The sequence below is a fragment of the Streptomyces sp. JW3 genome (assembly GCF_052216785.1).
In the GTDB taxonomy this organism is placed as follows: domain Bacteria; phylum Actinomycetota; class Actinomycetes; order Streptomycetales; family Streptomycetaceae; genus Streptomyces.
On sequence record NZ_JBQOUX010000055.1, the window covers coordinates 13821 to 36177 of the forward strand.

Consider the following 22357-nt stretch of genomic DNA (forward strand, 5'->3'; position numbering starts at 1 on the left):
TGCTCCATCATCGGCCTGCCGGGCCAGTCCGATGGGCCATTCAGATGGCGTACAAAGTACGACCGCCCGGTTGCCCCACCCGTTCGTACCCCCCCTAGACTGAACGTCCAGCACAGGTGGCTTAACGCTCGAAAGGCGCCCCCGTGTCCATCGGCAACTCTCCCGGTAACTCCCCCGAAGACGAGCGTCCGTCCGTCGATGCGCCCGACGACGTGTCCGACGGTGTTCCTGAGGAAGACCGCCCCTCCATCGGCCGGACTCTGCGGCAGGCGCGGATCGCCGCCGGGCTGACCGTCGACGACATCAGCGGTGCCACCCGGGTGCGGATCGCCATCGTGCACGCCATCGAGGCCGACGACTTCACGCCGTGCGGCGGCGACGTCTACGCCCGCGGGCACATCCGTACGCTGGCCAGGGCGGTCGGGGTGGACCCGGCGCCCCTGCTGGACCGGTTCGCCGCCGCGCGCGGCGGACGCCCCGCCCCGACCCCCGCGGCGCCGCTCTTCGAGGCGGAGCGCATCCGTCCCGAGCGGCGCGGGCCCAACTGGACCGCGGCCATGGTCGCCGCGATCGTCGCCGTGATCGGCTTCGTCGGGTTCACCATGGTCAAGGGCGGCGACGACAGCGGTGCCACCGAGGCCAACGTGGCCGAGGGGTCCACGCCGACCGCGAGCAAGTCGGCGTCCTCGTCCACCGGGACCAAGAAGCCCGCCGATCCCAAACCGACCGACAGCGCCATCGCCGCCGTACCGCAGGACAAGGTGACCGTCCAGGTCAGCGCCACCGACGGGCGCAGCTGGATCTCCGCCAAGGACCACAACGGCCGGTCGCTCTTCGACGGGGTGCTCGACCAGGGCGACTCCAAGACGTTCCAGGACAACGAGAAGGTCAACCTGGTCCTCGGTGACGCCGGCGCGATCCAGCTCCATGTGAACGGCAAGAAGATCGAGGACGATTTCCAGCCGGGCGCGGTGGAGCGGCTGACGTACACCAAGGGCGACCCCCAGGTCGGATAAGGGACCTGAGAGGCGAGTCGGTACGGGGTTGGCCAAGATCGGCCAACCCCGTCGACGTGGGCTGTCGGCGGGACGAAGTAGTCTTGAGCCCATGCCTGAAAGCCGCACCGTCGCACTCGTCACCCTTGGCTGCGCCCGTAACGAGGTGGACTCGGAGGAGCTCGCAGGCCGTCTGGAGGCGGACGGCTGGAAGCTCGTCGAGGACGCCGAGGACGCGGACGTCGCCGTGGTGAACACCTGCGGCTTCGTCGAGGCCGCCAAGAAGGACTCGGTCGACGCCCTCCTGGAGGCCAACGACCTCAAGGGCCACGGGAGAACGCAGGCCGTGGTGGCGGTGGGCTGCATGGCCGAGCGGTACGGCAAGGAACTCGCGGAGGCCCTCCCCGAGGCCGACGGGGTGCTCGGCTTCGACGACTACGCCGACATCTCCGACCGGCTGCGCACCATCCTCGGCGGCGGCATCCACGCCGCGCACACCCCGCGCGACCGGCGCAAGCTGCTGCCGATCAGCCCGGCCGAGCGGCAGGACGCGGGGGCTGGGGTCGCGCTTCCGGGACACGGCGCGGCCGAGCCCGCCGAATCCGCGACCGCTGATCTTCCGGAGGGCCTCGCGCCGGCGTCCGGCCCCCGCGCGCCGCTGCGCCGCCGACTGGGCGGCGCCCCGGTGGCCTCGGTGAAGCTCGCCTCCGGCTGCGACCGGCGCTGCTCCTTCTGCGCCATCCCCTCCTTCCGCGGCTCCTTCATCTCGCGCCGCCCGAGCGACGTGCTGAACGAGACGCGCTGGCTGGCCGAGCAGGGCGTCTCCGAGATCATGCTGGTCTCCGAGAACAACACCTCCTACGGCAAGGACCTCGGCGACATCCGGCTGCTGGAGTCGCTGCTGCCGGAGCTGGCCGAGGTCGACGGCATCGAGCGGGTGCGGGTCAGCTACCTCCAGCCGGCCGAGATGCGCCCCGGTCTGATCGACGTCCTGACCGGCACCCCGAAGGTCGCCCCGTACTTCGACCTCTCCTTCCAGCACTCGGCGCCCGGCGTGCTGCGCGCGATGCGCCGCTTCGGCGACACCGACCGCTTCCTGGAACTGCTGGACACCATCCGCAGCAAGGCGCCCGAAGCGGGCGTGCGCTCCAACTTCATCGTGGGCTTCCCCGGTGAGTCCGAGGCCGACCTGGCCGAGCTGGAGCGGTTCCTGAACCACGCGCGGCTGGACGCCATCGGCGTCTTCGGCTACTCCGACGAGGAGGGCACCGAGGCCGCCGGATACGACGGCAAGCTGGACCAGGACGTGGTCGACGAGCGCCTCGCGCGGGTCTCCCGGCTGGCCGAGGAACTCGTCTCGCAGCGCGCCGAGGAGCGGGTCGGGTCGACCGTGCGAGTGCTGGTGGAGTCCGTGGGTGCGGTGGATTCCGCCGAGGGCGAGGAGGGTGTGTACGGGCGGGCCGCGCACCAGGCGCCGGAGACGGACGGCCAAGTGCTGCTCACGAGCGGCGAAGGGCTGCGGGTCGGTCGTATGGTCGACGCGAAGGTGGTCGGTACGGAAGGTGTCGACCTGGTGGCCGAGCCGCTGGCCGGGCCGGTCGAGGACGGCTCGTCCGGTGCGGATCCGTTCGGCGCGGACGCTGTCGCGTGTACTGAGGAGGCGGGCAGATGACCGGAGCACCGGCGTCCGCGGCGGGAGGCCCCTCCGGCGCGCGGCGGGTCGGCCCGCGTACGGCACCGGGTGCGGCGGCGTCCGGTGCGACTTCGGGTTCGGGGGCGACCTCGGGGGCGGGGGCGGGTTCGGGGGCGACCTCGGGTTCGGGTGTGACTTCGGGTGCGGTTGCGGCTTCGGGTTCGGGTGTGGTGCCGGGTTCGGGTGTGGCTTCGGGTTCGGCTTCGGGTGCGGTGGAGCGGCCGGGGGTGTTGCGGCGCACCGGGCCGGGGGCCGGGGCCGGCGGCGGTCGTGCGGCCGGTGAGCGCGGGCCGGACCGGGGAGCGGGCCGGGGGACGGACGACGGAGGTGCCGCCGGGCGCGAGGGCGTCCAGCGGGGCGGTGCGCAGCGGGGCGGGAAGATCGTGGCCGCCGCCGTCGACCAGGCCAGTGTCTGGAACGTCGCCAACCTGCTGACGATGCTGCGGCTGGTCCTGGTGCCGGTCTTCGTCGCGCTGATGCTCGGCAACGGCGGATACGACCCGGCCTGGCGCTCGTTCGCCTGGGCCGCCTTCGCCGTCGCCATGATCACCGACCTTTTCGACGGGCACCTGGCGCGTACGTACAACCTGGTCACCGACTTCGGGAAGATCGCCGACCCCATCGCCGACAAGGCGATCATGGGGGCGGCGCTGATCTGTCTCTCCGCGCTGGGCGATCTGCCGTGGTGGGTCACGGCCGTCATCCTCGGCCGGGAACTCGGGATCACCCTGCTGCGTTTCCTGGTCATCCGGTACGGCGTCATCCCCGCCAGCCGGGGCGGCAAGCTCAAGACCCTCACCCAGGGCGTGGCCGTCGGTATGTATGTGCTGGCGCTGACGGGGCCCCTGGCCACCCTGCGGTTCTGGGTGATGGCCGTGGCGGTCGTCCTGACCGTGGCGACCGGTCTCGACTATGTGAAACAGGCCATTGTGCTGCGCAGAGAAGGAATTGCCGAGCGCGAGGCGGCGTTGAAGGAGACGGACGCTTGAGTTCCGAGGCCGCCGACGTGGTGCGACTACTGACAGTGAGAGGTGCGACCGTCGCGGTCGCCGAGTCGCTGACCGGTGGTCTGGTCGCGGCCGACCTGACCTCGGTCCCCGGCGCCTCCAAGGTGTTCCGGGGCTCAGTGACGGCGTACGCCACCGACCTGAAGCACGGGCTGCTCGGCGTCGATGCCGCGCTGCTGGCGGCGCGCGGCGCAGTCGATCCCGAGGTCGCCGCCCAGATGGCGGCCGGTGTACGGAAGGCTCTGGGTGCCGACTGGGGCGTCGCGACGACGGGCGTCGCCGGTCCGCACCCGCAGGACGGCCAGGCCGTCGGGACCGTCTTCGTGGCCGTCCACGGACCGGACGGAGCGGCTACCGGTTCTGCCCCTGGCGGAAAAGTGGAGGCGCTGCGGTTGAACGGCGACCGCGCGGAAATTCGTATGGAGAGTGTACGGAGCGTACTCGCCCTGCTCCTGAAGGAGCTGGCGGGCGAACAGACCGGGAATGAGCGGGCACAGGATACGGAACAGAACGGGGGGTTTTGATGTTTGCAGCCCTGAGTGAACACGACATCGCTCCCCGCACGGCCGCGGCGCGAGGCGGTACGGTGGGGCGAGAAGGATGCGGCTACGCGGTCCGAGGAGGGAGCCACCGATGATTCTGCTCCGTCGCCTGCTGGGTGACGTGCTGCGTCGGCAGCGCCAGCGCCAGGGCCGTACTCTGCGCGAAGTCTCCTCGTCCGCCCGAGTCTCACTCGGCTATCTCTCCGAGGTGGAGCGGGGGCAGAAGGAGGCTTCCTCCGAGCTGCTCTCCGCCATCTGCGACGCGTTGGACGTACGGATGTCCGAGCTCATGCGAGAAGTGAGCGACGAACTGGCCCTCGCCGAGCTGGCCCAGTCCGCTGCGGCCACCCCCAGCGAAACCGTTCCCACGCCGGTGCGTCGTCCCATGCTGGGCTCCGTGTCGGTGACCGGTGTGCCACCGGAACGGGTGACGATCAAGGCGCCCGCCGAAGCGGTGGACGTCGTCGCCGCCTGAGCGACGCCGCCCCTGCCGGGCGGTCCGTAAGGCGTGAAGAAGGTGTGCCAGGCCCCGGCCGGGCCTTCTCCGGAGATCCGGAGAAGTGCGGTCGGGGTTTTCGCATGCCCAGGTCCTGCATGTGGCGGTTCTCGCGTGTGCGGTTGTTTTCGCGTGTGCGGGTTTCGGATGTGCCGGGTTTCGCGTGTGCCGGGTTTCGCGTGTGCGGGTTTTCGCGTGTACGGGTTTCGCGGGTTCCGGGACGGTCGGTGGCGGGTGCGTTTGCCGGGGGTCGGTGCTGCGGTCATCGTTGAGGGACATGACGGGGGCAACCGGTGGGGGGACAGCTCACGGAGGTGCGGATGTACGTCGTCAAGAGCCCGTTGTCCGACGCGGACCTGAAGACCGTGTCGGAGGCGCTCCAGGGCGCCCTGGTCGACCTGGTGGATCTGGCCCTCGTGGCGAAGCAGATCCACTGGAACGTGGTGGGGCCGCGCTTCCGGTCCGTGCACCTCCAGCTCGACGAGGTGGTCAGCACCGCTCGCGCCCACTCCGACACGGTGGCGGAGCGCGCCGCCGCGCTGGGCGTGCCGCCCGACGGGCGGGCCGCGACCGTGGCCGTCGGCAGCGGGATCGGCGTGACACCGGAGGGCTGGGTCGACGACTCGACGGCGGTGGGCGCGATCGTGGAGGCGCTGGGTGCCGTGATCGGGCGGATGCGGGAGCGGATCGCGGCCACCGGTGCTCCCGATCCCGTCTCGCAGGACCTGTTCATCCAGGTCACCGCCGATCTTGAGAAGCAGCACTGGATGTTCCAGGCCGAGAACGGCTGAGGCCTTCGGTCCTGCCGGTCCTCCCGGTCCAGCCGGGTGTCCACGGGGGCTGGAGGTGACGGAGCATGCCGGGTCGAATAGTGCGCCGGGGGGCTGCGCTCGGACTGGGAGCGGTGTGGTGGTGGGCGGTGCTGCGACTGACGCTGACCTCCGACGCCGGAGTGCTGGAAGGAGCGGTCGCGGCCTCGGGGTGGGGGCTGAGCGTGCTGCCGGTGCACTGTGTGGCGAAACAGCGGGCGGAGGGGGCGGTCGCGACGGGGCGGTGGGGGCGGGCTTGGCGGGAGTGGCGGGGCGGGCGGTAGCAGTAACTGGCCCTTCCGGTCCTCACGGACGCGCGGTGTGCGGCGTCGGGCCCGACTGGCAGGTGGGGCACCAGTAGGTCGGGCGGTCGCGGGAGCCGTCGCCCTGGTCGGCGACCCGGATCGAGGTGCCGCAGCGCAGGCACGGTCGTGGGGCGCGGCCGTACACGAACAGGTCGGGGTTCCGGCGGCCCGTGGTGTTGCGGACCGGGCGGTCGCGGTTCGCCTCCAGAAGCCGGGCGGCGAGGACGGGCAGGGCCGCCGCGCGGTCGGCGGGCAGGTCGCCGGCGGGGAGCCACGGGGTGACGCCGAGCAGGAAGCAGAGCTCGCACTTGTACACGTTGCCGAGGCCCGCGAGGTTGCGCTGGTCGAGCAGGGCTTCGCCCAGGGGACGGGCGGGATCCGCCAGAACGTTGGCCAGGGCCTGGTCAGGGTTCCAGTCGGGGCCCAGCAGGTCGGGGCCCAGATGGCCGACGGCTCGGTCCTCGTCGGCGGTGCGGAGCAGTTCCAGTACCGGGAGACGGTAGCCGACGGCGGTGCGGTCGTCGGTGCCGAGCACCACGCGGATCTGGTGGGCGGGGCCGCCGGTCCAGCGCCGGCCGGGAGCGAACACCTTCCAGGCGCCGTCCATCCGGAGGTGCGAGTGCAGGGTCAGGCCGCCCTCGATACGGGTGAGCAGGTGCTTTCCGCGCGGAGTGACGTCCAGGACGGTACGGCCGGTGAGGTCGACGGTGGCGTACTGGGGGACGCGGAAGTCGGTGAGGGTGAGCACCCTGCCCGCGAGGGCGTGGTGCAGCCGCTTCGTGGCCTGCCAGACCGTGTCTCCTTCGGGCATGGGTCAAGGGTGGCATGGCTGAGGTGGACGAGGTGGAGGTGGACGAGGTGGTGGTGGACGGGGACTGGACCGGGGGGTGGGCTCAGGCCCGGATGCGCAGTCCTCTGGGGGTGGCGATGAAGCCCGCTGTTTCCAGGAGGGCGCCCAGCGGGGAGGTGAGGGCGGCGGTGCCGTTGATCCGTTCCACGGTGACCGTGCCGGCGGAACCCTCCCGTGCGGCGGCGGCGAGTGCCTCGGTGGCCGCTTGCAGCCGGGTGTCGTCGGTGGCCGGGGCGTCGGGGTCGGCGGGCCAGGCGAGCAGGGTCTTGCCGCCGCGCTCCATGTAGAGGGCCAGGTCTCCGTCGACGAGCACCACCAGGGAGCCCGCCTTGCGGCCCGGCTTGTGTCCGGCGCCGGTCGGGGGCTCGGGCCACGGGAGCGCCGCGCCGTACGCGTTGGCCGGGTCGGCGGCGGCCAGGACGACGGCGCGGGAGGCCGGGGTGCGGGTGGAGGGGCGGGTACGGCGGTTGGGGTGAGCGGGGCTGTGGGGGCGGCGAGGGAACGCATTGTCGTAACGGCCGGCGTTGCCGCGGGGGTCGCGGGAGCCTGGCGGAGCGTAGTCGCCGTGGTCCTGGTAGCTCCCGTGGTCGCCTGCCGGGGCCGGGGCCGCGAAGTCGGTGTCGAGGGCCGGGAAGGGGGTGCCCGGGTGGAGGGACGCGCCGCCGGACCAGTCGGGCTCTCCGGTGGCGTCCGGGTGCCTGGGGAGCCCGGCGGTGGCCTGGGGCGGGAAGTCGTCGGCGGGGTGTCCGGCACCGCGCGGGGCGTCGCCGCGCTCACGGGCGCCCGCGACCGCGCGGAGCCGGTCCACGGCGCCGTCCATCGCGAACTGGGCCGCGCCGAGCCCCTCCACCACGTAGCCGCGCCGGGCCTGCCCGCTCTCCTCGAAGACCGACAGCACCCGGTAGGTCGCCGAGAAACCGCCCTCGACGCCCTCCGCCGCGACCGCGCCCCGGGTCACCACACCGTGCCGGTCGAGCAGGGTGTGGGCCAGGGCGTGCGCCCGCACGGTGGGGTCGGTCTCCTGGGCGGGCAGCAGCGACCAGCGGCCGGCTACGGTCGGCGGGCCCGAGCGGGAGGCCGGGCGGGCGGCGGCGGTGAGGGAGCCGTAGCGCCCGCGGGGGACTCTGCGCTTCGCGCGGTGCGCCGTGGAGCCCGCCGTGCGGCCCGAGCCGAGGAAGGAGCGCAGCGGAGCGAGCGTGTCGTTGGTCAGCAGACCGGACCAGGTGAGCTCCCACAGGACGTCGGCGAGCTGTGGGTCGCTCGCGTCGGGGTGGGTCGTGGCCCGGACCTGGTCGGCGATCTGGCGGAAGAACAGGCCGTAGCCGCCGGAGAGGGTGTCCAGGACGGACTGGTGCAGGGCCGTCGTCTCCAGGGGGTGCGGCGGGGGCAGGAGGAGCGGGGCCGCGTCCGCGAGGTAGAGGGAGAGCCAGCCGTCCTTTCCGGGGAGTGAGCCCGCTCCGGCCCACACCACCTCTCCGGCGGCGGTCAGCTCGTCCAGCATCGCGGGGCGGTAGTCGGTCACTCGGGAGGGCAGGACCAGCTTCTCCAGGGCGGAGGCCGGGACCGAGGCGCCTTGCAGTTGTTCGACCGCGCGCACCAGGCCGTCGATGCCGCGCAGGGTGTGGCCCTTGCCGATGTGCTGCCACTGGGGGAGGAACTGGGCCAGCGCGGGCGGCGGCACCGGCTCCAGCTCGTGCCGCAGCGCGGCCAGCGAGCGGCGGCGCAGGCGGCGCAGTACGGCCGCGTCGCACCACTCCTGGCCGATCCCGGCCGGGTGGAACTCGCCCTGCACCACCCGGCCCGCCGCCATCAGCCGTTGCAGCGCGCCGTCGGTGACGGCCACGCCGAGGCCGAAGCGGGCGGCGGCGGTGGCCGAGGTGAAGGGGCCGTGGGTGCGGGCGTAGCGGGCCAGGAGGTCGCCGAGGGGGTCCTTGACCGGTTCGGTGAAGGCTTCGGGTACGCCGACGGGCAGCGCGGTGCCGAGCGCGTCGCGCAGCCGTCCCGCGTCCTCGATCGCCGCCCAGTGGTCGGCGCCGGCGATGCGGACCTTGATGGCGCGGCGGGCGGCGGCCAGCTCCGGGGCCCACTGCGGTTCGGCGCCCCGCTCGGCCAGCTCGGCGTCGGTCAGCGGGCCGAGCAGCCGCAGCAGGTCGGCGACGCTTTCCACGTCCTTGGCGCGGCGGTCCTCGGTGCGCCACTGGAGCTCTTGTTCCAGCTCGGTCAGTACCTCGGCGTCGAGCAGTTCGCGCAGTTCCGCCTGGCCGAGCAGCTCGGCCAGCAGCCGGGAGTCCAGGGAGAGCGCGGCGGCGCGGCGCTCGGCGAGCGGTGAGTCGCCCTCGTAGAGGAACTGGGCCACGTAGCCGAAGAGGAGGGAGCGGGCGAAGGGGGACGGTTCGGGGGTGGTGACCTCGACCAGGCGGACCTTGCGGGACTCCACGTCGCCCATCAGCTCGACGAGTCCGGGGACGTCGAAGACGTCCTGGAGGCACTCGCGGACCGCCTCCAGGACGATCGGGAACGAGCCGAACTCGCTCGCCACCTCCAGCAGCTGGGAAGCGCGCTGGCGCTGCTGCCACAGGGGAGTGCGTTTGCCGGGGGTGCGGCGCGGCAGCAGCAGCGCGCGGGCGGCGCACTCGCGGAACCGGGACGCGAACAGCGCCGAGCCGCCGACCTGGTCGGTGACGATCTGGTCGACCTCGCCCTTGTCGAAGACGACGTCGGCGGCGCCGACCGGGGACTGGTCCGCGTCGTACTCGGCGCCGGTGGTCCGCGGTTCCTGGTCGAGCAGGTCCAGGCCCATCAGGTCGGCGTCCGGCAGGCGCAGCACGATGCCGTCGTCGGCGTGCATGACCTGCGCGTCCATGCCGTACCGCTCGGACAGGCGGGCGCCGAGGGCGAGCGCCCACGGGGCGTGCACCTGGGCGCCGAACGGGGAGTGGACCACCACCCGCCAGTCGCCCAGCTCGTCCCGGAAGCGCTCGACCACGATGGTGCGGTCGTCGGGGATGTGGCCGCAGGCCTCGCGCTGCTCGGCGAGGTAGGCGAGGACGTTGGTCGCGGCGCGGTCGTCCAGGCCGGCGGCGAGCAGACGCAGCCGGGCGTCCTCCTCGGTGAGCGAGCCGACCTCGCGCAGGAACGCGCCCAGCGCCCGGCCCAGTTCCAGCGGGCGGCCCAGCTGGTCGCCCTTCCAGAAGGGCAGCCTGCCCGGCACGCCGGGGGCCGGGGAGACCAGGACCCGGTCGCGGGTGATGTCCTCGATCCGCCAGGAACTGGTGCCGAGCGTGAAGACGTCCCCGACCCGGGACTCGTACACCATCTCCTCGTCCAGCTCGCCGACCCGGCCGCCGCCCTTCTTCGGGTCGGCGCCGGCCAGGAACACCCCGAACAGGCCGCGGTCGGGGATCGTGCCGCCCGAGGTGACGGCGAGGCGCTGGGCGCCCGGGCGGCCGGTGACGGTGCCGGCCACCCGGTCCCACACCACGCGCGGGCGCAGTTCGGCGAAGGCGTCGGACGGGTAGCGGCCCGCGAGCATGTCCAGGACCGCGGTGAACGCCGAATCCGGCAGCGAGGCGAAGGGCGCGGCGCGGCGGACCGTGGTGAGCAGGTCGTCGACCTGCCAGGTGTCCAGGGCCGTCATCGCCACGAGCTGCTGGGCCAGGACGTCCAGCGGGTTGGCGGGGATCCGCAGGGACTCGATGGCGCCGGTGCGCATCCGCTCGGTGACCACGGCGGACTGGACCAGGTCACCGCGGTACTTCGGGAAGACCACGCCCGTGGAGACTGCGCCGACCTGGTGGCCGGCGCGGCCGACGCGCTGGAGGCCGGAGGCGACGGACGGCGGCGACTCGACCTGGATGACGAGGTCGACCGCGCCCATGTCGATGCCGAGCTCCAGGCTGGAGGTGGCGACCACGGCGGGCAGCCGGCCCGCCTTGAGGTCCTCCTCGACCTGGGCGCGCTGCTCCTTGGAGACCGAGCCGTGGTGGGCGCGGGCGATCACCGGCGGGGCGCCCTGGGCGGCTCCCGAGCCGCCCATCAGTTCGGCGGGGGAGTGGTGCTCGTCCAGGGGCTCGCCGGTGGCGCGTTCGTACGCGATCTCGTTGAGTCTGTTGCACAGGCGTTCGGCCAGGCGGCGGCTGTTGGCGAAGACGATGGTGGAGCGGTGGGACTGGACGAGGTCGGTGATCCGCTCCTCCACGTGCGGCCAGATAGAGGGGCGCTCCGCGCCGTCGTTGCCGTCCGCCACGGGGGAGCCGCCCAGTTCGCCGAGGTCGTCGACCGGGACGACGACGGAGAGGTCGAACTCCTTGCCGGAAGGGGGCTGGACGATGTCGGCCTTGCGGCGCGGGGAGAGGAAGCGGGCGACCTCGTCGACGGGGCGGACCGTCGCGGAGAGGCCGATGCGGCGGGCGGGGCGGGGGAGGAGTTCGTCGAGGCGCTCCAGGGAGAGCGCGAGGTGGGCGCCGCGCTTGGTGCCGGCGACCGCGTGCACCTCGTCGAGGATGACGGTTTCCACGCCGGTCAGGGCGTCGCGGGTGGCCGACGTGAGCATCAGGAAGAGCGACTCGGGGGTGGTGATCAGGATGTCCGGGGGGCGGGTGGACAGGGCGCGGCGCTCGGCTGCGGGGGTGTCGCCGGACCGGATGCCGACCTTGACCTCGGGCTCGGGCAGGCCGAGGCGGACGGATTCCTGGCGGATGCCGGTGAGGGGGCTGCGGAGGTTGCGTTCCACGTCGACGGCGAGGGCCTTGAGGGGGGACACGTACAGGACCCGGCAGCGCTTCTTCGGGTCGGCGGGTGGGGGTGTCGAGGCCAGTTGGTCCAGGGCGGCGAGGAAGGCGGCCAGGGTCTTGCCGGAGCCGGTGGGGGCCACGACCAGCACGTCCGAGCCCGCCGCGATGGCCTTCCACGCGCCTGCCTGGGCGGCTGTGGGCGCGGAGAAGGCACCCGTGAACCAGCCGCGGGTCGCGGGGGAGAAGCCGTCCAGGGCTCGGTGTGCGGAGCTGACCATGCGTCCATCGTGCACCCGGGCACTGACAATCGGCTTACGGGCCGGTGGGGGCGGGTGTGCGTGTGCCTGCGGCGGCCTGTGCGGGTTCGGTGGGGGTGCGCGTTGCGCCCTCGGTTTGGTTTTGGGTCGGGGCCGGGGTGGGGGGTGTCCGTCCTCGGAACGGCGCGGAATGGGTCTTCTACGGGGGTGAACCGGGTTGACGCGCCAACCGCTGCGGGCGGACACCCCCCACCCCGGCCCCTTCGCGCCGCGGGCGGGTGCGGCGCCTTTCCCGCTGGGGACGGGGGTGCCCAGCGGCGGGAGCGCGAGAACGTGCGAGACGTCCGGTGGCGGTTGGTCCTACCGTCTGCGGTGTGGCAGTGGAAGAGACAGTGATTCGAGAAGGTGTGCGGAAGTCCGACGCGGCCGTCGTGCGGGACGGTCTGGGGGTCGGTGTCGCCGTGGGGTTGTCCGGGTTCGCCTTCGGGGTGACCTCGGCGGGAGGTGGGCTGACACTGGCCCAGACCTGTGCGCTCAGTCTATTGGTGTTCACGGGGGCGTCGCAGTTCGCGCTGGTGGGGGCGCTCGCGGCCGGGGGGAACCCCTTCACCGCCGCGGCCGGGGCCTTCTTCCTGGGGGTGCGCAACGCCTTCTACGGGCTGCGGCTGTCGCAGTTGCTGGCCCTGCCGAAGGTGGTGCGGCCGTTCGCCGCGCAGTGGGTCATCGACGAGACGGCCGCGGTGGCGCTGGCCCAGCCGACCCGGCGGGCGGTGCGGCTCGGGTTCACGGTCACCGGGGTGAGCCTTTATGTGCTGTGGAACCTCACGACGCTGTTGGGCGCGCTGGGGGCGGAGGCCATCGGGGACACCGACGCCTGGGGGCTCGACGCGGCCGGGCCCGCGGTGTTCCTGGCGTTGCTCGCGCCGATGCTGAAGACCTCGGTCGAGCGGACGGTGGCCGGGCTCGCGGTGCTGCTGGGGCTCGGTCTGCTGCCGGTGCTGCCGACCGGTACGCCGGTACTGGTCGCCGCGCTGGCCGCGCCGGCCGTGCTGTGGGCGCGGGGGCGGCGCGGACGTGAGGACGCGCGGTGAACGTCTGGATCGCGATCGGCCTGACCGCGCTGGGGTGCTACGCGGTCAAGCTCGCCGGGCTGCTGGTGCCCGCGGGCGCCCTGGGGCGGCCCCTGGTGCGCCGGTTGGCCGCGCTGCTTCCGGTCGCCCTGCTGGCCGCCCTCACAGCGCAGCAGACCTTCGCCGACGGGCGGGTGCTCGTGCTGGACGCGCGGGCCGCCGGGGTCGCGGCGGCGGCTGTCGCGCTGGTCCTGCGCGCGCCGTTCCTGCTGGTCGTCGCCGTGGCGGTCGCGGTGACCGCCGGGGCGCGGGCGCTGGGCGGGTGAGCGGCGTCAGGTGACGGAGCGGCCGTGCGCGTGGAGGGTGCGCAGGGCGCCGATGGTCGCCCCGGGGCGGGCCTCCAGGACGGCGCTCGGTGTCCTCCGGTCGGGGCTGTGCACCGGCCAGCCTCCGTCCTGCTCCTGTGCCGCGGCCAGGAAGTCCAGGGAGCGTGCCATCTCGTCGTCCGTGAACCACGCGCGCGCGAGGGAGCGCGGAGTGGGCGCGTAGTCGTGGGGGAGGAGGCGACGTTCGCCGGGGGTGCGGGCGTCCGGGTCCAGTACCGCCAGGTGCTGCTCGCGCAGCAGGCGGCCCAGGCGGTCGGCGATCGCCTCCGCGCGGAGGCGATCGGGGACGGAGTCCAGGAAGGCCACCGCCGCCCGGATCTCGTAAGGGTCGCGGCTGCGCAAGGACTCGGTCCTGAGCCAGCAGAACTCGGTGGCCCGGAAGAGCCAGGCGTGCCACACCCCGTTGCGGTGCAGCAGGCCGACCACCGGGCCGGTGGCGGTCAGCGCGCCGGGCAGGGCGCCGTCCGAGGTGGAGAGGGAGGCCAGGTAGCGGCACATCTGTTCGACGAGTGGTCCGTTGCGGCGGCCCACGGCGTCCAGGACGCGCAAGGCGTGCACGGTGTGCGGCACCTGGCTGTCCGGGCCGCGCAGCGCCGGGTCCAGCGCGTGGCCGTAGCCGCCGTCCGGGTTGCGGTAGGCGTCGAGCGCCGTCTCCACCGGGGCCGCCGCACCGCCCCGGAAGTGGTACGCGAACAGATGTCGTTCCAGCACCCGCGCGGTGAGCCACACGAAGTGCTCGGCACGGGCCAGCGGGGAGCGTGCCGTGGGCGTCGGGGGGAGCGGAACCGCGGTGTCGGCCATGTGTCAGACCGTAGGGCGGAAAGCGGTCTCCGCAGGCGGCCCGGGCCGGTCCCGCACCCATGGGCGGGATACTGGGGGCATGCGGTTGACGGTCTTCTGGCAGCGGATGGCGGAACACTTCGGTTCCGGGTACGCCGACACCTTCGCGCGCGACCACGTGATGGCGGAGCTGGGCGGGCGCACGGTGAACGAGGCGCTGAATTCCGGCTGGGAGGCGAAGGACGTGTGGCGCGTGGTGTGCTCGGTCATGAACGTGCCACAAGAGAAGCGCTGAATCGTCACGAAGATCGCCGGACGGCGTCCGGCTGTCGGTGGCGTGGGCGAAACTGGGACCGTGGCATCCACTGACGAGACCGGGCGGGAAGCCCCGCACTCATCCCCGTCCGGCCCGACGCCGCCCGCCGGCCCTCCGGCGGGCCCCGCCGGGCCGGCCGGCCGCATGCCGCGCTGGCTGCCCCGGGCCATGGTGCTCGCCCTCACGCTCTACGCCGTCTTCCAGCTGAGCAGCTGGGCCTTCCACCAGCTCACCGGCCTGCTGATCAACGTCCTGATCGCGTTCTTCCTGGCCCTCGCCATCGAGCCCGCGGTCAGCTGGATGGCCGCGCGGGGACTGCGCCGGGGGCTGGCCACCTTCCTCGTCTTCCTCGCCGTGCTGATCGCCGCCGCGGGCTTCGTCACGCTGCTCGGCTCCATGCTCGCGGGCCAGATCGTCAAGATGGTCGAGGAGTTCCCCGAGTACCTCGACTCCGTCATCAACTGGGTCAACGGCCATTTCCACACCGAGCTGCGCCGGGTCGACATCCAGGAGGGCCTGCTCCGCTCCGACTGGCTGCGCAACTACGTGCAGAACAGCGCCACCGGAGTCCTGGACGTGTCCGCCCAGGTCCTCGGCGGACTCTTCCAACTGCTGACGATCACCCTGTTCGCGTTCTACTTCGCCGCCGACGGACCACGGCTGCGCCGCGCGCTCTGCTCCGTCCTGCCGCCCGCCCGGCAGGCCGAGGTACTGCGCGCGTGGGAGATCGCCGTGAACAAGACCGGCGGCTATCTGTACTCACGCGGCCTGATGGCACTGATCTCCGGGGTGGCGCACTACGTCCTGCTGGAGATCCTGGAAGTGCCCTACGCGCCCGCGCTCGCCGTGTGGGTGGGGCTGGTGTCGCAGTTCATCCCGACCATCGGCACCTACCTCGCGGGCGCCCTGCCGATGCTGATCGCCTTCACGGTCAACCCCTGGTACGCGCTGTGGGTGCTGGTCTTCGTGGTGATCTACCAGCAGTTCGAGAACTATGTGCTGCAACCCAAGCTGACCTCGAAGACCGTCGACATCCATCCCGCGGTCGCCTTCGGCTCGGTCGTCGCGGGCACCGCGCTGCTCGGTGCCGTCGGCGCGCTGATCGCGATCCCGGCGGTCGCCACGCTCCAGGCGTTCCTGGGTGCGTACATCAAGCGGTACGACGTCACGGACGACCCCCGGGTCCACGGGCGCCGGGACCGAGGGGCGGGGCCGGGGGCCTTCACGCGCGCGCGGCAGGTGTGGGCCAGGTGGTCCGCACAGCGGTCCCGGAGGGGCTCTTCCTGAGCGGCCGCAGGGCTGCGGCGTGGCCTCGGGAGGGGCGTGCGGTGTGCGTGTGGTGCGCTTGACACGAAAATCGAACATCCATTCTTATGGAAGCGTCGACGGGCGCTCGCGATGGGCGATTCGGTTGGCTATGGACGGAGATGCACCCGAGTTATCCACAGGTCGGACCTGCGTCGGGGCGCATTGTCAGTGGCAGGCGTTAGCGTCTTTGACGTGAAGCGATCGACTCAAGCAAATCGGGTGGAACCCATGGCAGGAACCGACCGCGAGAAGGCGCTGGACGCCGCTCTCGCACAGATTGAACGGCAATTCGGCAAGGGCGCGGTCATGCGCATGGGTGACCGGCCGAACGACCCCATCGAGGTCATCCCGACCGGGTCTACCGCGCTCGACGTGGCCCTCGGTGTCGGCGGTCTGCCGCGCGGCCGCGTGGTGGAGGTCTACGGTCCGGAGTCCTCCGGCAAGACGACCCTGACCCTGCACGCGGTGGCGAACGCGCAGAAGGCCGGCGGCCAGGTCGCCTTCGTGGACGCGGAGCACGCCCTCGACCCCGAGTACGCCAAGAAGCTCGGCGTCGACATCGACAACCTGATCCTCTCCCAGCCGGACAACGGCGAGCAGGCCCTGGAGATCGTGGACATGCTGGTCCGCTCCGGTGCCCTCGACCTCATCGTCATCGACTCCGTCGCCGCGCTCGTCCCGCGTGCGGAGATCGAGGGCGAGATGGGCGACAGCCACGTCGGTCTCCAGGCGCGGCTGATGAGCCAGGCCCTGCGGAAGATCACCAGCGCGCTCAACCAGTCCAAGACCACCGCGATCTTCATCAACCAGCTCCGCGAGAAGATCGGCGTGATGTTCGGCTCCCCGGAGACCACCACCGGTGGCCGCGCGCTGAAGTTCTACGCCTCGGTGCGCATCGACATCCGGCGCATCGAGACGCTGAAGGACGGCACGGAGGCGGTCGGCAACCGCACCCGCTGCAAGGTCGTCAAGAACAAGGTCGCGCCCCCCTTCAAGCAGGCCGAGTTCGACATCCTCTACGGCCACGGCATCAGCCGCGAGGGCGGCCTGATCGACATGGGCGTGGAGAACGGCTTTGTCCGCAAGGCCGGTGCCTGGTACACGTACGAGGGCGACCAGCTCGGCCAGGGCAAGGAGAACGCCCGTAACTTCCTGAAGGACAACCCCGACCTCGCCAACGAGATCGAGCGGAAGATCAAGGAGAAGCTGGGCGTCGGGGCCCGCCCCGAGGAGCCGGCCGCCGAGCCGGGTACGGACGCCGCCGCGGTCCCCGCCGCTCCGGCCGACGCGGCCACGACGGTGCCGGCGCCCGCCGCCAAGGCCACCAAGACCAAGGCCGCGGCCGCCAAGAGCTGACCCGTGACGCGACGAACCGACTGGGCCGAGTACGACGCCTACCCGGCCACCCCGGCGCGGTGGCGCGGGCGGGGCGGCCGGGGCGACGAGGGCTCCACCCGGGAGGGTGGGGACGGGCACGGAGACGGATACGGCGACGGATATGGGGACGGCGGTGACGCCGTGGGGGCGGTCGCCGGTACGGGGGCGGGGCGCGGTCGTCGTCCGTCGCCGTACGGCGGCTCGGCCTCGTACGGCGGCGCGGCTTCGTTCGGTGGCTCGGCCCCGTCTGACGGTCCGGCCGCGCACGACGGGGCGCCGCCGTTCGGTGCCGAGGCGCTGTACGGGGAGCACGAGGCTGACGGTGGTTTCGGGGCCGGCGGGAGGGATGAGCCGGACGGGCCGTACGGAAGAGGGACGGAGGACGGCGAGGGCTACGGCAGTGGTTCACGCGGTGTCGGCGGGACGCGCCGGGGCGGTGGTCGGGCCCGGGCCCGGGAAGGTGCGGGTGGTTCCCGGGGGCGACGCGCGCGCGACCGCGGGGACGGGCCCGCTGAGGACGGAGGCGTCACTTTCTCGTCGAGGGCCGAGAAGGGGGAGCCTCCGCGGGACCCGGTCGAGCAGGCACGGGCGATCTGTCTGCGCCTGCTCACCGGGACCCCGCGCACCCGTAAGCAACTCGCCGACGCCCTGCGCAAGAAGGAGATCCCCGAGGACGCCGCGGAGGAGGTGCTGTCCCGGTTCGAGGAGGTCGGCCTGATCAACGACGGTGCCTTCGCGGATGCCTGGGTGGAGTCCCGGCACCACGGCCGGGGACTGGCCCGGCGCGCGCTCGCCCGGGAACTGCGGACCAAGGGCGTCGATTCCGCCCTCATCGACGAGGCGGTCTCGCAGCTCGACTCCGAGCAGGAGGAGGAGACCGCGCGTGAGCTGGTCGCCCGGAAACTGCGCTCCACCCGCGGGCTCGACCGGGACAAGCGGCTGCGCCGGCTCGCGGGCGTGCTGGCCCGCAAGGGCTACTCGGAGGGCATGGCCCTGAGAGTGGTCCGCCAGGCGCTGGAGGAGGAGGGCGAGGACACGGAGTTCCTCGGGGACGGGGACGGGGACGGGGACGGGGCCGGGGCCGGGGACGGGGACGGGACGTCGTTCTGACGGGGCGGGCCGAGCCCACTCGCGGCGCACGATTACCTTGCGTTCCCGGAAGGGTCACCCTTCCCCACGCGGCTGTACCGTCTGCTGCCGTCGCGCGGGTGCCCGAGCCGTGACGTCGCGCATGCGCCGCCCCCTGGAGTTCCGGTCGGAGGGCTGAAACCCGCACGGATCTTCTCCGTGTCCAGAAAGGCGGCCCGCCGTGCCCTCAGTCACGCCCTTTTCCAGCCCGTCCCGGATTCCCACCCCGGCCCGAATCCCCACCTCGCCCCGAAGCGCCCCCCTCGCCCTGCTGCTCAGCGCGGGTCTGCTGCTGAGCGGCTGCGGCGTGTTCTCCGACGCGGATTCGGGGACCTCGGTCGACGGCCGGCTCACCCTCGGGTTCGTCAACGGGGGCGACAGTGAGTTCCACCAGTGCCTCCAGAAGACCGTCGAGCTGACGGCCAGGACCAACTTCGCCACGCTGGTGACGGCCAACTCCCGGCAGGACGCCGCGACGGAACTGTCCAACATCGAGGACATGATCGCCCGCAAGGTCGACGCGATCATCCTCCAGACGGTCAGCACGGACGTGCTCAAGCGCGGTGTCGCCAAGGCGCAGGAAGCGGATGTCCCCATCTTCCTGACCTCCGTCAGCACCGATCCGTCCGACATCCTCGGTGCCGTCGTCGTCGACCTCAAGGCGGTGGGCCGGCTGGACGCCCAGTGGATCGACCGGGACGCCGCGGGCCGCCCGGCCAAGGCCGGGGTGATCGCCGGAGCGCCCGGTGCCGCCTCCGACCTGCTCGTCGGCGGCCTCACCAAGGCGCTGCCCGGCAACGTCCGGGTGGTCGCCACCGAACCCGGCATGTACGACGCCGACAAGGCCCGCAAGGTCGCCGCGGCCATGATCCGGGACCATCCGGACCTGGACTACGCCTTCGTCGCGAACGAGCAGATGGCGTTCGCCGCCCGCGAGGCGTTCGACGCGGCCGGTGCCGACGGGGTGCGGATCGTGACGGTCAACGGGACCGACGAGGCGCTGGCCGCGCTCAAGGACGGCCGGTTCTCGGCGACCGTCTCCAACTCGGCCGGTGAGACCGGGGAACTGGCCGTACGTAACACCATCGCCCTGCTGCGCGGCCGGACGGCGGAGAAGATCGCCAAGACGCCGATCCGGCTGATCACCAAGAGCACGGCGGACACGGCACCGTTCTACTGCGACTCCGACGCCTGAGCCGGTGGGCGCCGCACCGGCAGCCCGGCCGCCCGCCAGGCCTGGAAGCCGCCGGTCAGATCGGTGGCCCGGCGCAGCCCCAGACGGTGCAGGGACTCCGCCGCCAGGCTGGAGGCGTACCCCTCGTTGCACAGGACGACGATCCGCAGGTCGTGGCCGGTGGCCTCGGGGACGCGGTGGCTGCCCCGGGGGTCCAGCCGCCACTCCAGTTCGTTGCGCTCGATCACCAGGGCGCCGGGGATCAGGCCGTCCCGCTCGCGCAGCGCTGCGTACCGGATGTCGACCAGGAGGGCCTCGCCCGCCTCGGCGGCCCGGTACGCCTCGCGGGGCTTGATCCGCTGGTAGCCCCGGCGTACGCGCGCCAGCAGGGCGTCGATCCCCTCGTGCCGGGCGGTTTCCTCGGCCCTTGCGGTCTCCTCGCGTCCGGTCTCTTCGTGTCCGGCGGGCGGTTCGCCCCGCGCGCTCTCCTCGCCCTCCGCGGTCTCCTCGCGCCCGGTGGACGTCTCGCTTCGCAGAGTCCCCCCGCGCCCGTCAGACCCGTCCGGGCCGGTCACTGCCAGTCCTCCGGGCGTTCGACCTGCTCCAGGCGGAGTACGGGGCCGGTGCGGCTGTAGCGGCGCATCAGCGGCAGCGGCGGGTAGTAGGCATGGACCGAGACGGCGTGCTGGTCCGGGGACTCGTTGAGCACCTCGTGCACGTGGTGCCGGCCGAAGGCGCGTCCCTGCCCGGCCGACAGCCGGCGTGCCCGGTCGACGCCGTCGGCCAGTTCCAGGGTGCGCCAGGCGTGGGTGGGCAGCCGGACGGCGAGCGCGTTCTCCTTGAGCTCGCCGGCCGCGGTCACGAACGCGCCCACCGAGTCGGCGTGGTCGTGCCAGCCGGTGCCGGTGCCGGGCGGCCAGCCGATCAGCCACGCCTCGCTGCCGCCCGGCCCCTCCAGCCGTACCCAGGTCCGGCCCTGGGGGTCGAGGGGAAGCGAGGCGACGAGCGCGGTGTCGGCGGCGGCCCGGCGGGCGAAGGCGAGCAGCTCGGCCTGGGTGGGCGCGGCCGAGCGCGCCGCCGCGGAGGAGGAAGCGGGGGAGGAAGCGGAGGTGGAAGGGCTGGGAGCAGGGGTGGAGACAGACACGGTTACCGTCCTGGAAGTTCGCGGGAGCGCGCGGCGGCGTGCGGAACGGCGCGCGCGAGGAAGAGGGAGGCGAATTCAGCAGGACGGACGACACACGCAGCCCGCATAGCGGACGAGGTCCATATGGACCCTCCGCCACAGGCGCACATCGGTGTCGGTCATGGTCCGGAGTACACCATGACCGTGCGGACCGGTCAACTCACCGTCACCATGCGGGCGGTACGGTGACGAGGAGTGGTGTCTCAGCCGGAAGCCGCGGACGCGGACGTAGCGGCGGACGCCGAAGCCGACGCCGCCGAAGCCTCCCGAGCCGAGCCCGCCGCCCCGCCCAGCGCCGCCTCGGCCGCTGTGTACAGGTCGGCCGGACGCACCCCGTTCAACGCCGTGACCAGGTGTCCGTCGGGCCGTACCAGCAGCACGGTGTGGGCGCCGGCGCCCGGGTAGCTCTCGGCGACCAGCAGCTCGGCGCGGTACGGCAGCGCGGTCACCGCCGCGGCCAGCCGGGGCATGATGCCGGCGGTCACCCAGTGCCTGCGCTCCCACACGCCGGTGCCCGGCGCGACCAGCACCACCAGCAGCGCCCCGCGCCCCAGCCGGTCGCGCAGCCGGACGAAGGCGCCGTCCTCCGCGGTCACCCGTACGTCGCTGACCTGCGCACCGGGCGCCGTACCGACTGTTGTCTCCCCGTCGAGGCGCGGAGGTGCGAGCGGTGAATCGGGGTACGCCCCCGGCGCACCGAGCGCGCCGCGCCCCAAGTGACCGTCCGTGTGCAGCGCGTCGTGCCCCCGGGCCGAGCCGGGGACGTATCCGCGCAGTCCGCCGCCGCCGCGCAGCAGCGGCAGGGCCTGGTCGGCGGCGCGCAGCCGGGCGGCGACCGCGGTGCGCCGCTCGGCCTGGTAGCTGTCGAGGAGGGCGTCGTTCGGGCCGGGTCCGTGGTGCCAGGCCGCCGCCAGCTTCCAGGCCAGGTTGTCGGCGTCCCGCAGTCCCTCGTCGAGTCCCTGGGTGCCCAGTGCGCCGAGCAGGTGGGCCGCGTCCCCGGCGAGCAGCACCCGGCCCACCCGCCAGCGGCGGGCGAGGCGGTGGTGGACGGTGTGGACGCCGGTGTCGAGGAGTTCGTAGGCCGGGGTGTCCCCGCCGTTCCAGCCGGCGAGGGTCTCGCGGATGCGGGAGACGAGCAGTTCGGGGGTGACCAGGTCCTTGCCGGGCGGCAGCAGCCAGTCCAGCCGCCACACCCCGTCGGGCAGCGGCCGGCCGGTGATCTCGCCGGCCGCCGGGCCGGACGTACGCCACGGCGGGGAGCGGTGGAGCAACGCTTCTTCACTCCACGGCAGTTCGGTGCGCAGCGCGGCGACGGCGTGCCGTTCCACCGCCGTACGGCCCGGGAAGCGGATGTCCTGGAGCTTGCGCACGGTGGAGCGGGGGCCGTCGCAGCCGATCAGGTAACTGCCGCGCCACCAGGTGCCCTTGGGGCCACGGGTGTGGACGGTGACACCGGAGGGCTCCTGCTCCAGGGTGTCCAGGCGGCTGTCCACGGCGATCCTCACCAGGGACTCGCGGGCCAGGGCGGTGCGCAGCGCGCCGGTCAGCAGGTGCTGGGCGAGGTGCAGCGGGGCGGGGTCGGTGTCGTCGAACGTGATCTCGCGCGTCACCTGCTTGCGCCGCATCGACCGCCATCCGGCCCAACGGAAACCGAGCCGGGCCAGCGGCGCACGGGTGAGCCGTTCGAGCAGGGCGACGGTGTCCTCGGGCAGGACGACGGTGCGCGCGGGGCGTGGTTCGTCCTTGCCCGGTCCCTCGTCGAGGACGACGCAGGGCACCTCCTGCCGGGCCAGGGCAAGGGCGAGCGTGAGCCCGACGGGCCCCGCTCCGACGATGATCACCGGGTCCACGGCGCGGCGCCCCCTGCCCGCTGCGGTGTCCGCCGGGACACAGGTGAACAGGACGTTTGAGCAGGGTGCACGATCACAGAACGTATGCAACCCATTGC

At 73.0% G+C, this 22357-nt stretch carries 21 protein-coding genes; 14 read left to right on the plus strand and 7 right to left on the minus strand.

Annotated elements, in window-relative coordinates; translation table 11 throughout:
* Positions 1-143 precede the first annotated feature (143 nt).
* From ACTT8P_RS22100 to ACTT8P_RS22130, 7 genes are all read left to right on the plus strand, one after another.
* Positions 144-1016: a helix-turn-helix domain-containing protein gene (locus ACTT8P_RS22100; protein ID WP_442833430.1), complete on the plus strand. Its 873-nt coding sequence runs from the start codon at positions 144-146 to the stop codon at positions 1014-1016.
* Positions 1017-1107: 91 nt separating this feature from the next.
* Complete coding sequence (gene rimO / locus ACTT8P_RS22105) at positions 1108-2667, plus strand: 30S ribosomal protein S12 methylthiotransferase RimO (RefSeq protein WP_442833431.1); 1560 nt, start codon at positions 1108-1110, stop codon at positions 2665-2667.
* Entirely contained in the window at positions 2664-3677 is a 1014-nt protein-coding gene (gene pgsA / locus ACTT8P_RS22110) for a CDP-diacylglycerol--glycerol-3-phosphate 3-phosphatidyltransferase (protein ID WP_442833432.1), read from the plus strand. Before rimO ends, pgsA begins: the two co-directional genes overlap by 4 nt.
* Entirely contained in the window at positions 3674-4219 is a 546-nt protein-coding gene (locus ACTT8P_RS22115) for a CinA family protein (RefSeq protein ID WP_442833433.1), read from the plus strand. The genes pgsA and ACTT8P_RS22115 overlap by 4 nt, the downstream gene beginning before the upstream one ends.
* A gap of 109 nt (positions 4220-4328) precedes the next feature.
* On the plus strand, positions 4329-4712 hold the full coding sequence (locus tag ACTT8P_RS22120; RefSeq protein ID WP_189420814.1) for a helix-turn-helix domain-containing protein: 384 nt from the start codon (positions 4329-4331) through the stop codon (positions 4710-4712).
* 341 nt (positions 4713-5053) lie between these two features.
* Positions 5054-5524 (plus strand): Dps family protein, encoded by a 471-nt coding sequence (locus tag ACTT8P_RS22125; RefSeq protein WP_442833434.1) that lies wholly within the window; start codon positions 5054-5056, stop codon positions 5522-5524.
* A 65-nt stretch (positions 5525-5589) separates the two neighbouring features.
* Complete coding sequence (locus tag ACTT8P_RS22130; RefSeq protein ID WP_442833435.1) at positions 5590-5826, plus strand: hypothetical protein; 237 nt, start codon at positions 5590-5592, stop codon at positions 5824-5826.
* Positions 5827-5848: 22 nt separating this feature from the next.
* On the opposite strand, the gene ACTT8P_RS22135 is transcribed toward ACTT8P_RS22130, so the two are convergent.
* Positions 5849-6658 (minus strand): Fpg/Nei family DNA glycosylase, encoded by an 810-nt coding sequence (locus tag ACTT8P_RS22135; protein ID WP_442833436.1) that lies wholly within the window; start codon positions 6656-6658, stop codon positions 5849-5851.
* A gap of 82 nt (positions 6659-6740) precedes the next feature.
* Positions 6741-11708: an ATP-dependent helicase gene (locus ACTT8P_RS22140; RefSeq protein WP_442833437.1), complete on the minus strand. Its 4968-nt coding sequence runs from the start codon at positions 11706-11708 to the stop codon at positions 6741-6743.
* 386 nt (positions 11709-12094) lie between these two features.
* Here ACTT8P_RS22140 and ACTT8P_RS22145 point away from each other — a divergent pair, with 386 nt between their 5' ends.
* Both ACTT8P_RS22145 and ACTT8P_RS22150 read left to right on the plus strand, forming a co-directional pair.
* A complete protein-coding gene (locus ACTT8P_RS22145) occupies positions 12095-12778 on the plus strand; it encodes an AzlC family ABC transporter permease (protein WP_442833438.1) in 684 nt (227 codons plus the stop codon).
* Positions 12775-13083 carry an AzlD domain-containing protein gene (locus ACTT8P_RS22150; RefSeq protein ID WP_442833439.1) on the plus strand — a complete coding sequence of 103 codons (309 nt, stop codon included), beginning with the start codon at positions 12775-12777 and terminating at the stop codon, positions 13081-13083. Before ACTT8P_RS22145 ends, ACTT8P_RS22150 begins: the two co-directional genes overlap by 4 nt.
* A 6-nt stretch (positions 13084-13089) precedes the next feature.
* Here ACTT8P_RS22150 and ACTT8P_RS22155 read toward each other — a convergent pair whose 3' ends face one another.
* Positions 13090-13944 carry a hypothetical protein gene (locus ACTT8P_RS22155; protein ID WP_442833440.1) on the minus strand — a complete coding sequence of 285 codons (855 nt, stop codon included), beginning with the start codon at positions 13942-13944 and terminating at the stop codon, positions 13090-13092.
* A gap of 79 nt (positions 13945-14023) precedes the next feature.
* Between ACTT8P_RS22155 and ACTT8P_RS22160 the strand changes: the two genes are divergently transcribed.
* The 5 genes from ACTT8P_RS22160 to ACTT8P_RS22180 all read left to right on the plus strand — a co-directional run bounded on the left by ACTT8P_RS22160 (position 14024) and on the right by ACTT8P_RS22180 (position 19247).
* The gene (locus tag ACTT8P_RS22160) at positions 14024-14218 is read left to right on the plus strand and encodes a DUF3046 domain-containing protein (protein ID WP_442833441.1); all 195 of its coding nucleotides are present in this window, start codon (positions 14024-14026) and stop codon (positions 14216-14218) included.
* A 60-nt stretch (positions 14219-14278) separates the two neighbouring features.
* A complete protein-coding gene (locus ACTT8P_RS22165) occupies positions 14279-15526 on the plus strand; it encodes an AI-2E family transporter (protein ID WP_442833442.1) in 1248 nt (415 codons plus the stop codon).
* Between the two features lie 249 nt (positions 15527-15775).
* On the plus strand, positions 15776-16903 hold the full coding sequence (gene recA, locus ACTT8P_RS22170; protein WP_442833443.1) for a recombinase RecA: 1128 nt from the start codon (positions 15776-15778) through the stop codon (positions 16901-16903).
* Positions 16904-17221: 318 nt separating this feature from the next.
* Positions 17222-18034 carry a recombination regulator RecX gene (gene recX / locus ACTT8P_RS22175; protein WP_442833460.1) on the plus strand — a complete coding sequence of 271 codons (813 nt, stop codon included), beginning with the start codon at positions 17222-17224 and terminating at the stop codon, positions 18032-18034.
* 253 nt (positions 18035-18287) lie between these two features.
* Positions 18288-19247 carry a sugar ABC transporter substrate-binding protein gene (locus ACTT8P_RS22180; RefSeq protein WP_442833461.1) on the plus strand — a complete coding sequence of 320 codons (960 nt, stop codon included), beginning with the start codon at positions 18288-18290 and terminating at the stop codon, positions 19245-19247.
* Here ACTT8P_RS22180 and ACTT8P_RS22185 read toward each other — a convergent pair.
* The 4 genes from ACTT8P_RS22185 to ACTT8P_RS22200 form a co-directional block, all read right to left on the minus strand.
* Positions 19226-19624, minus strand: coding sequence for a rhodanese-like domain-containing protein (locus ACTT8P_RS22185; protein WP_442833462.1), 399 nt, complete (start codon positions 19622-19624; stop codon positions 19226-19228). The genes ACTT8P_RS22180 and ACTT8P_RS22185 overlap by 22 nt on opposite strands.
* Before the next feature lie 173 nt (positions 19625-19797).
* The gene (locus ACTT8P_RS22190) at positions 19798-20370 is read right to left on the minus strand and encodes a cysteine dioxygenase (protein WP_442833444.1); all 573 of its coding nucleotides are present in this window, start codon (positions 20368-20370) and stop codon (positions 19798-19800) included.
* A 75-nt stretch (positions 20371-20445) separates the two neighbouring features.
* Positions 20446-20532: a putative leader peptide gene (locus ACTT8P_RS22195; protein WP_311605579.1), complete on the minus strand. Its 87-nt coding sequence runs from the start codon at positions 20530-20532 to the stop codon at positions 20446-20448.
* Positions 20533-20612: 80 nt separating this feature from the next.
* Positions 20613-22259 (minus strand): FAD-dependent monooxygenase, encoded by a 1647-nt coding sequence (locus tag ACTT8P_RS22200; protein ID WP_442833445.1) that lies wholly within the window; start codon positions 22257-22259, stop codon positions 20613-20615.
* Between the last annotated feature and the right edge of the window lie 98 nt (positions 22260-22357).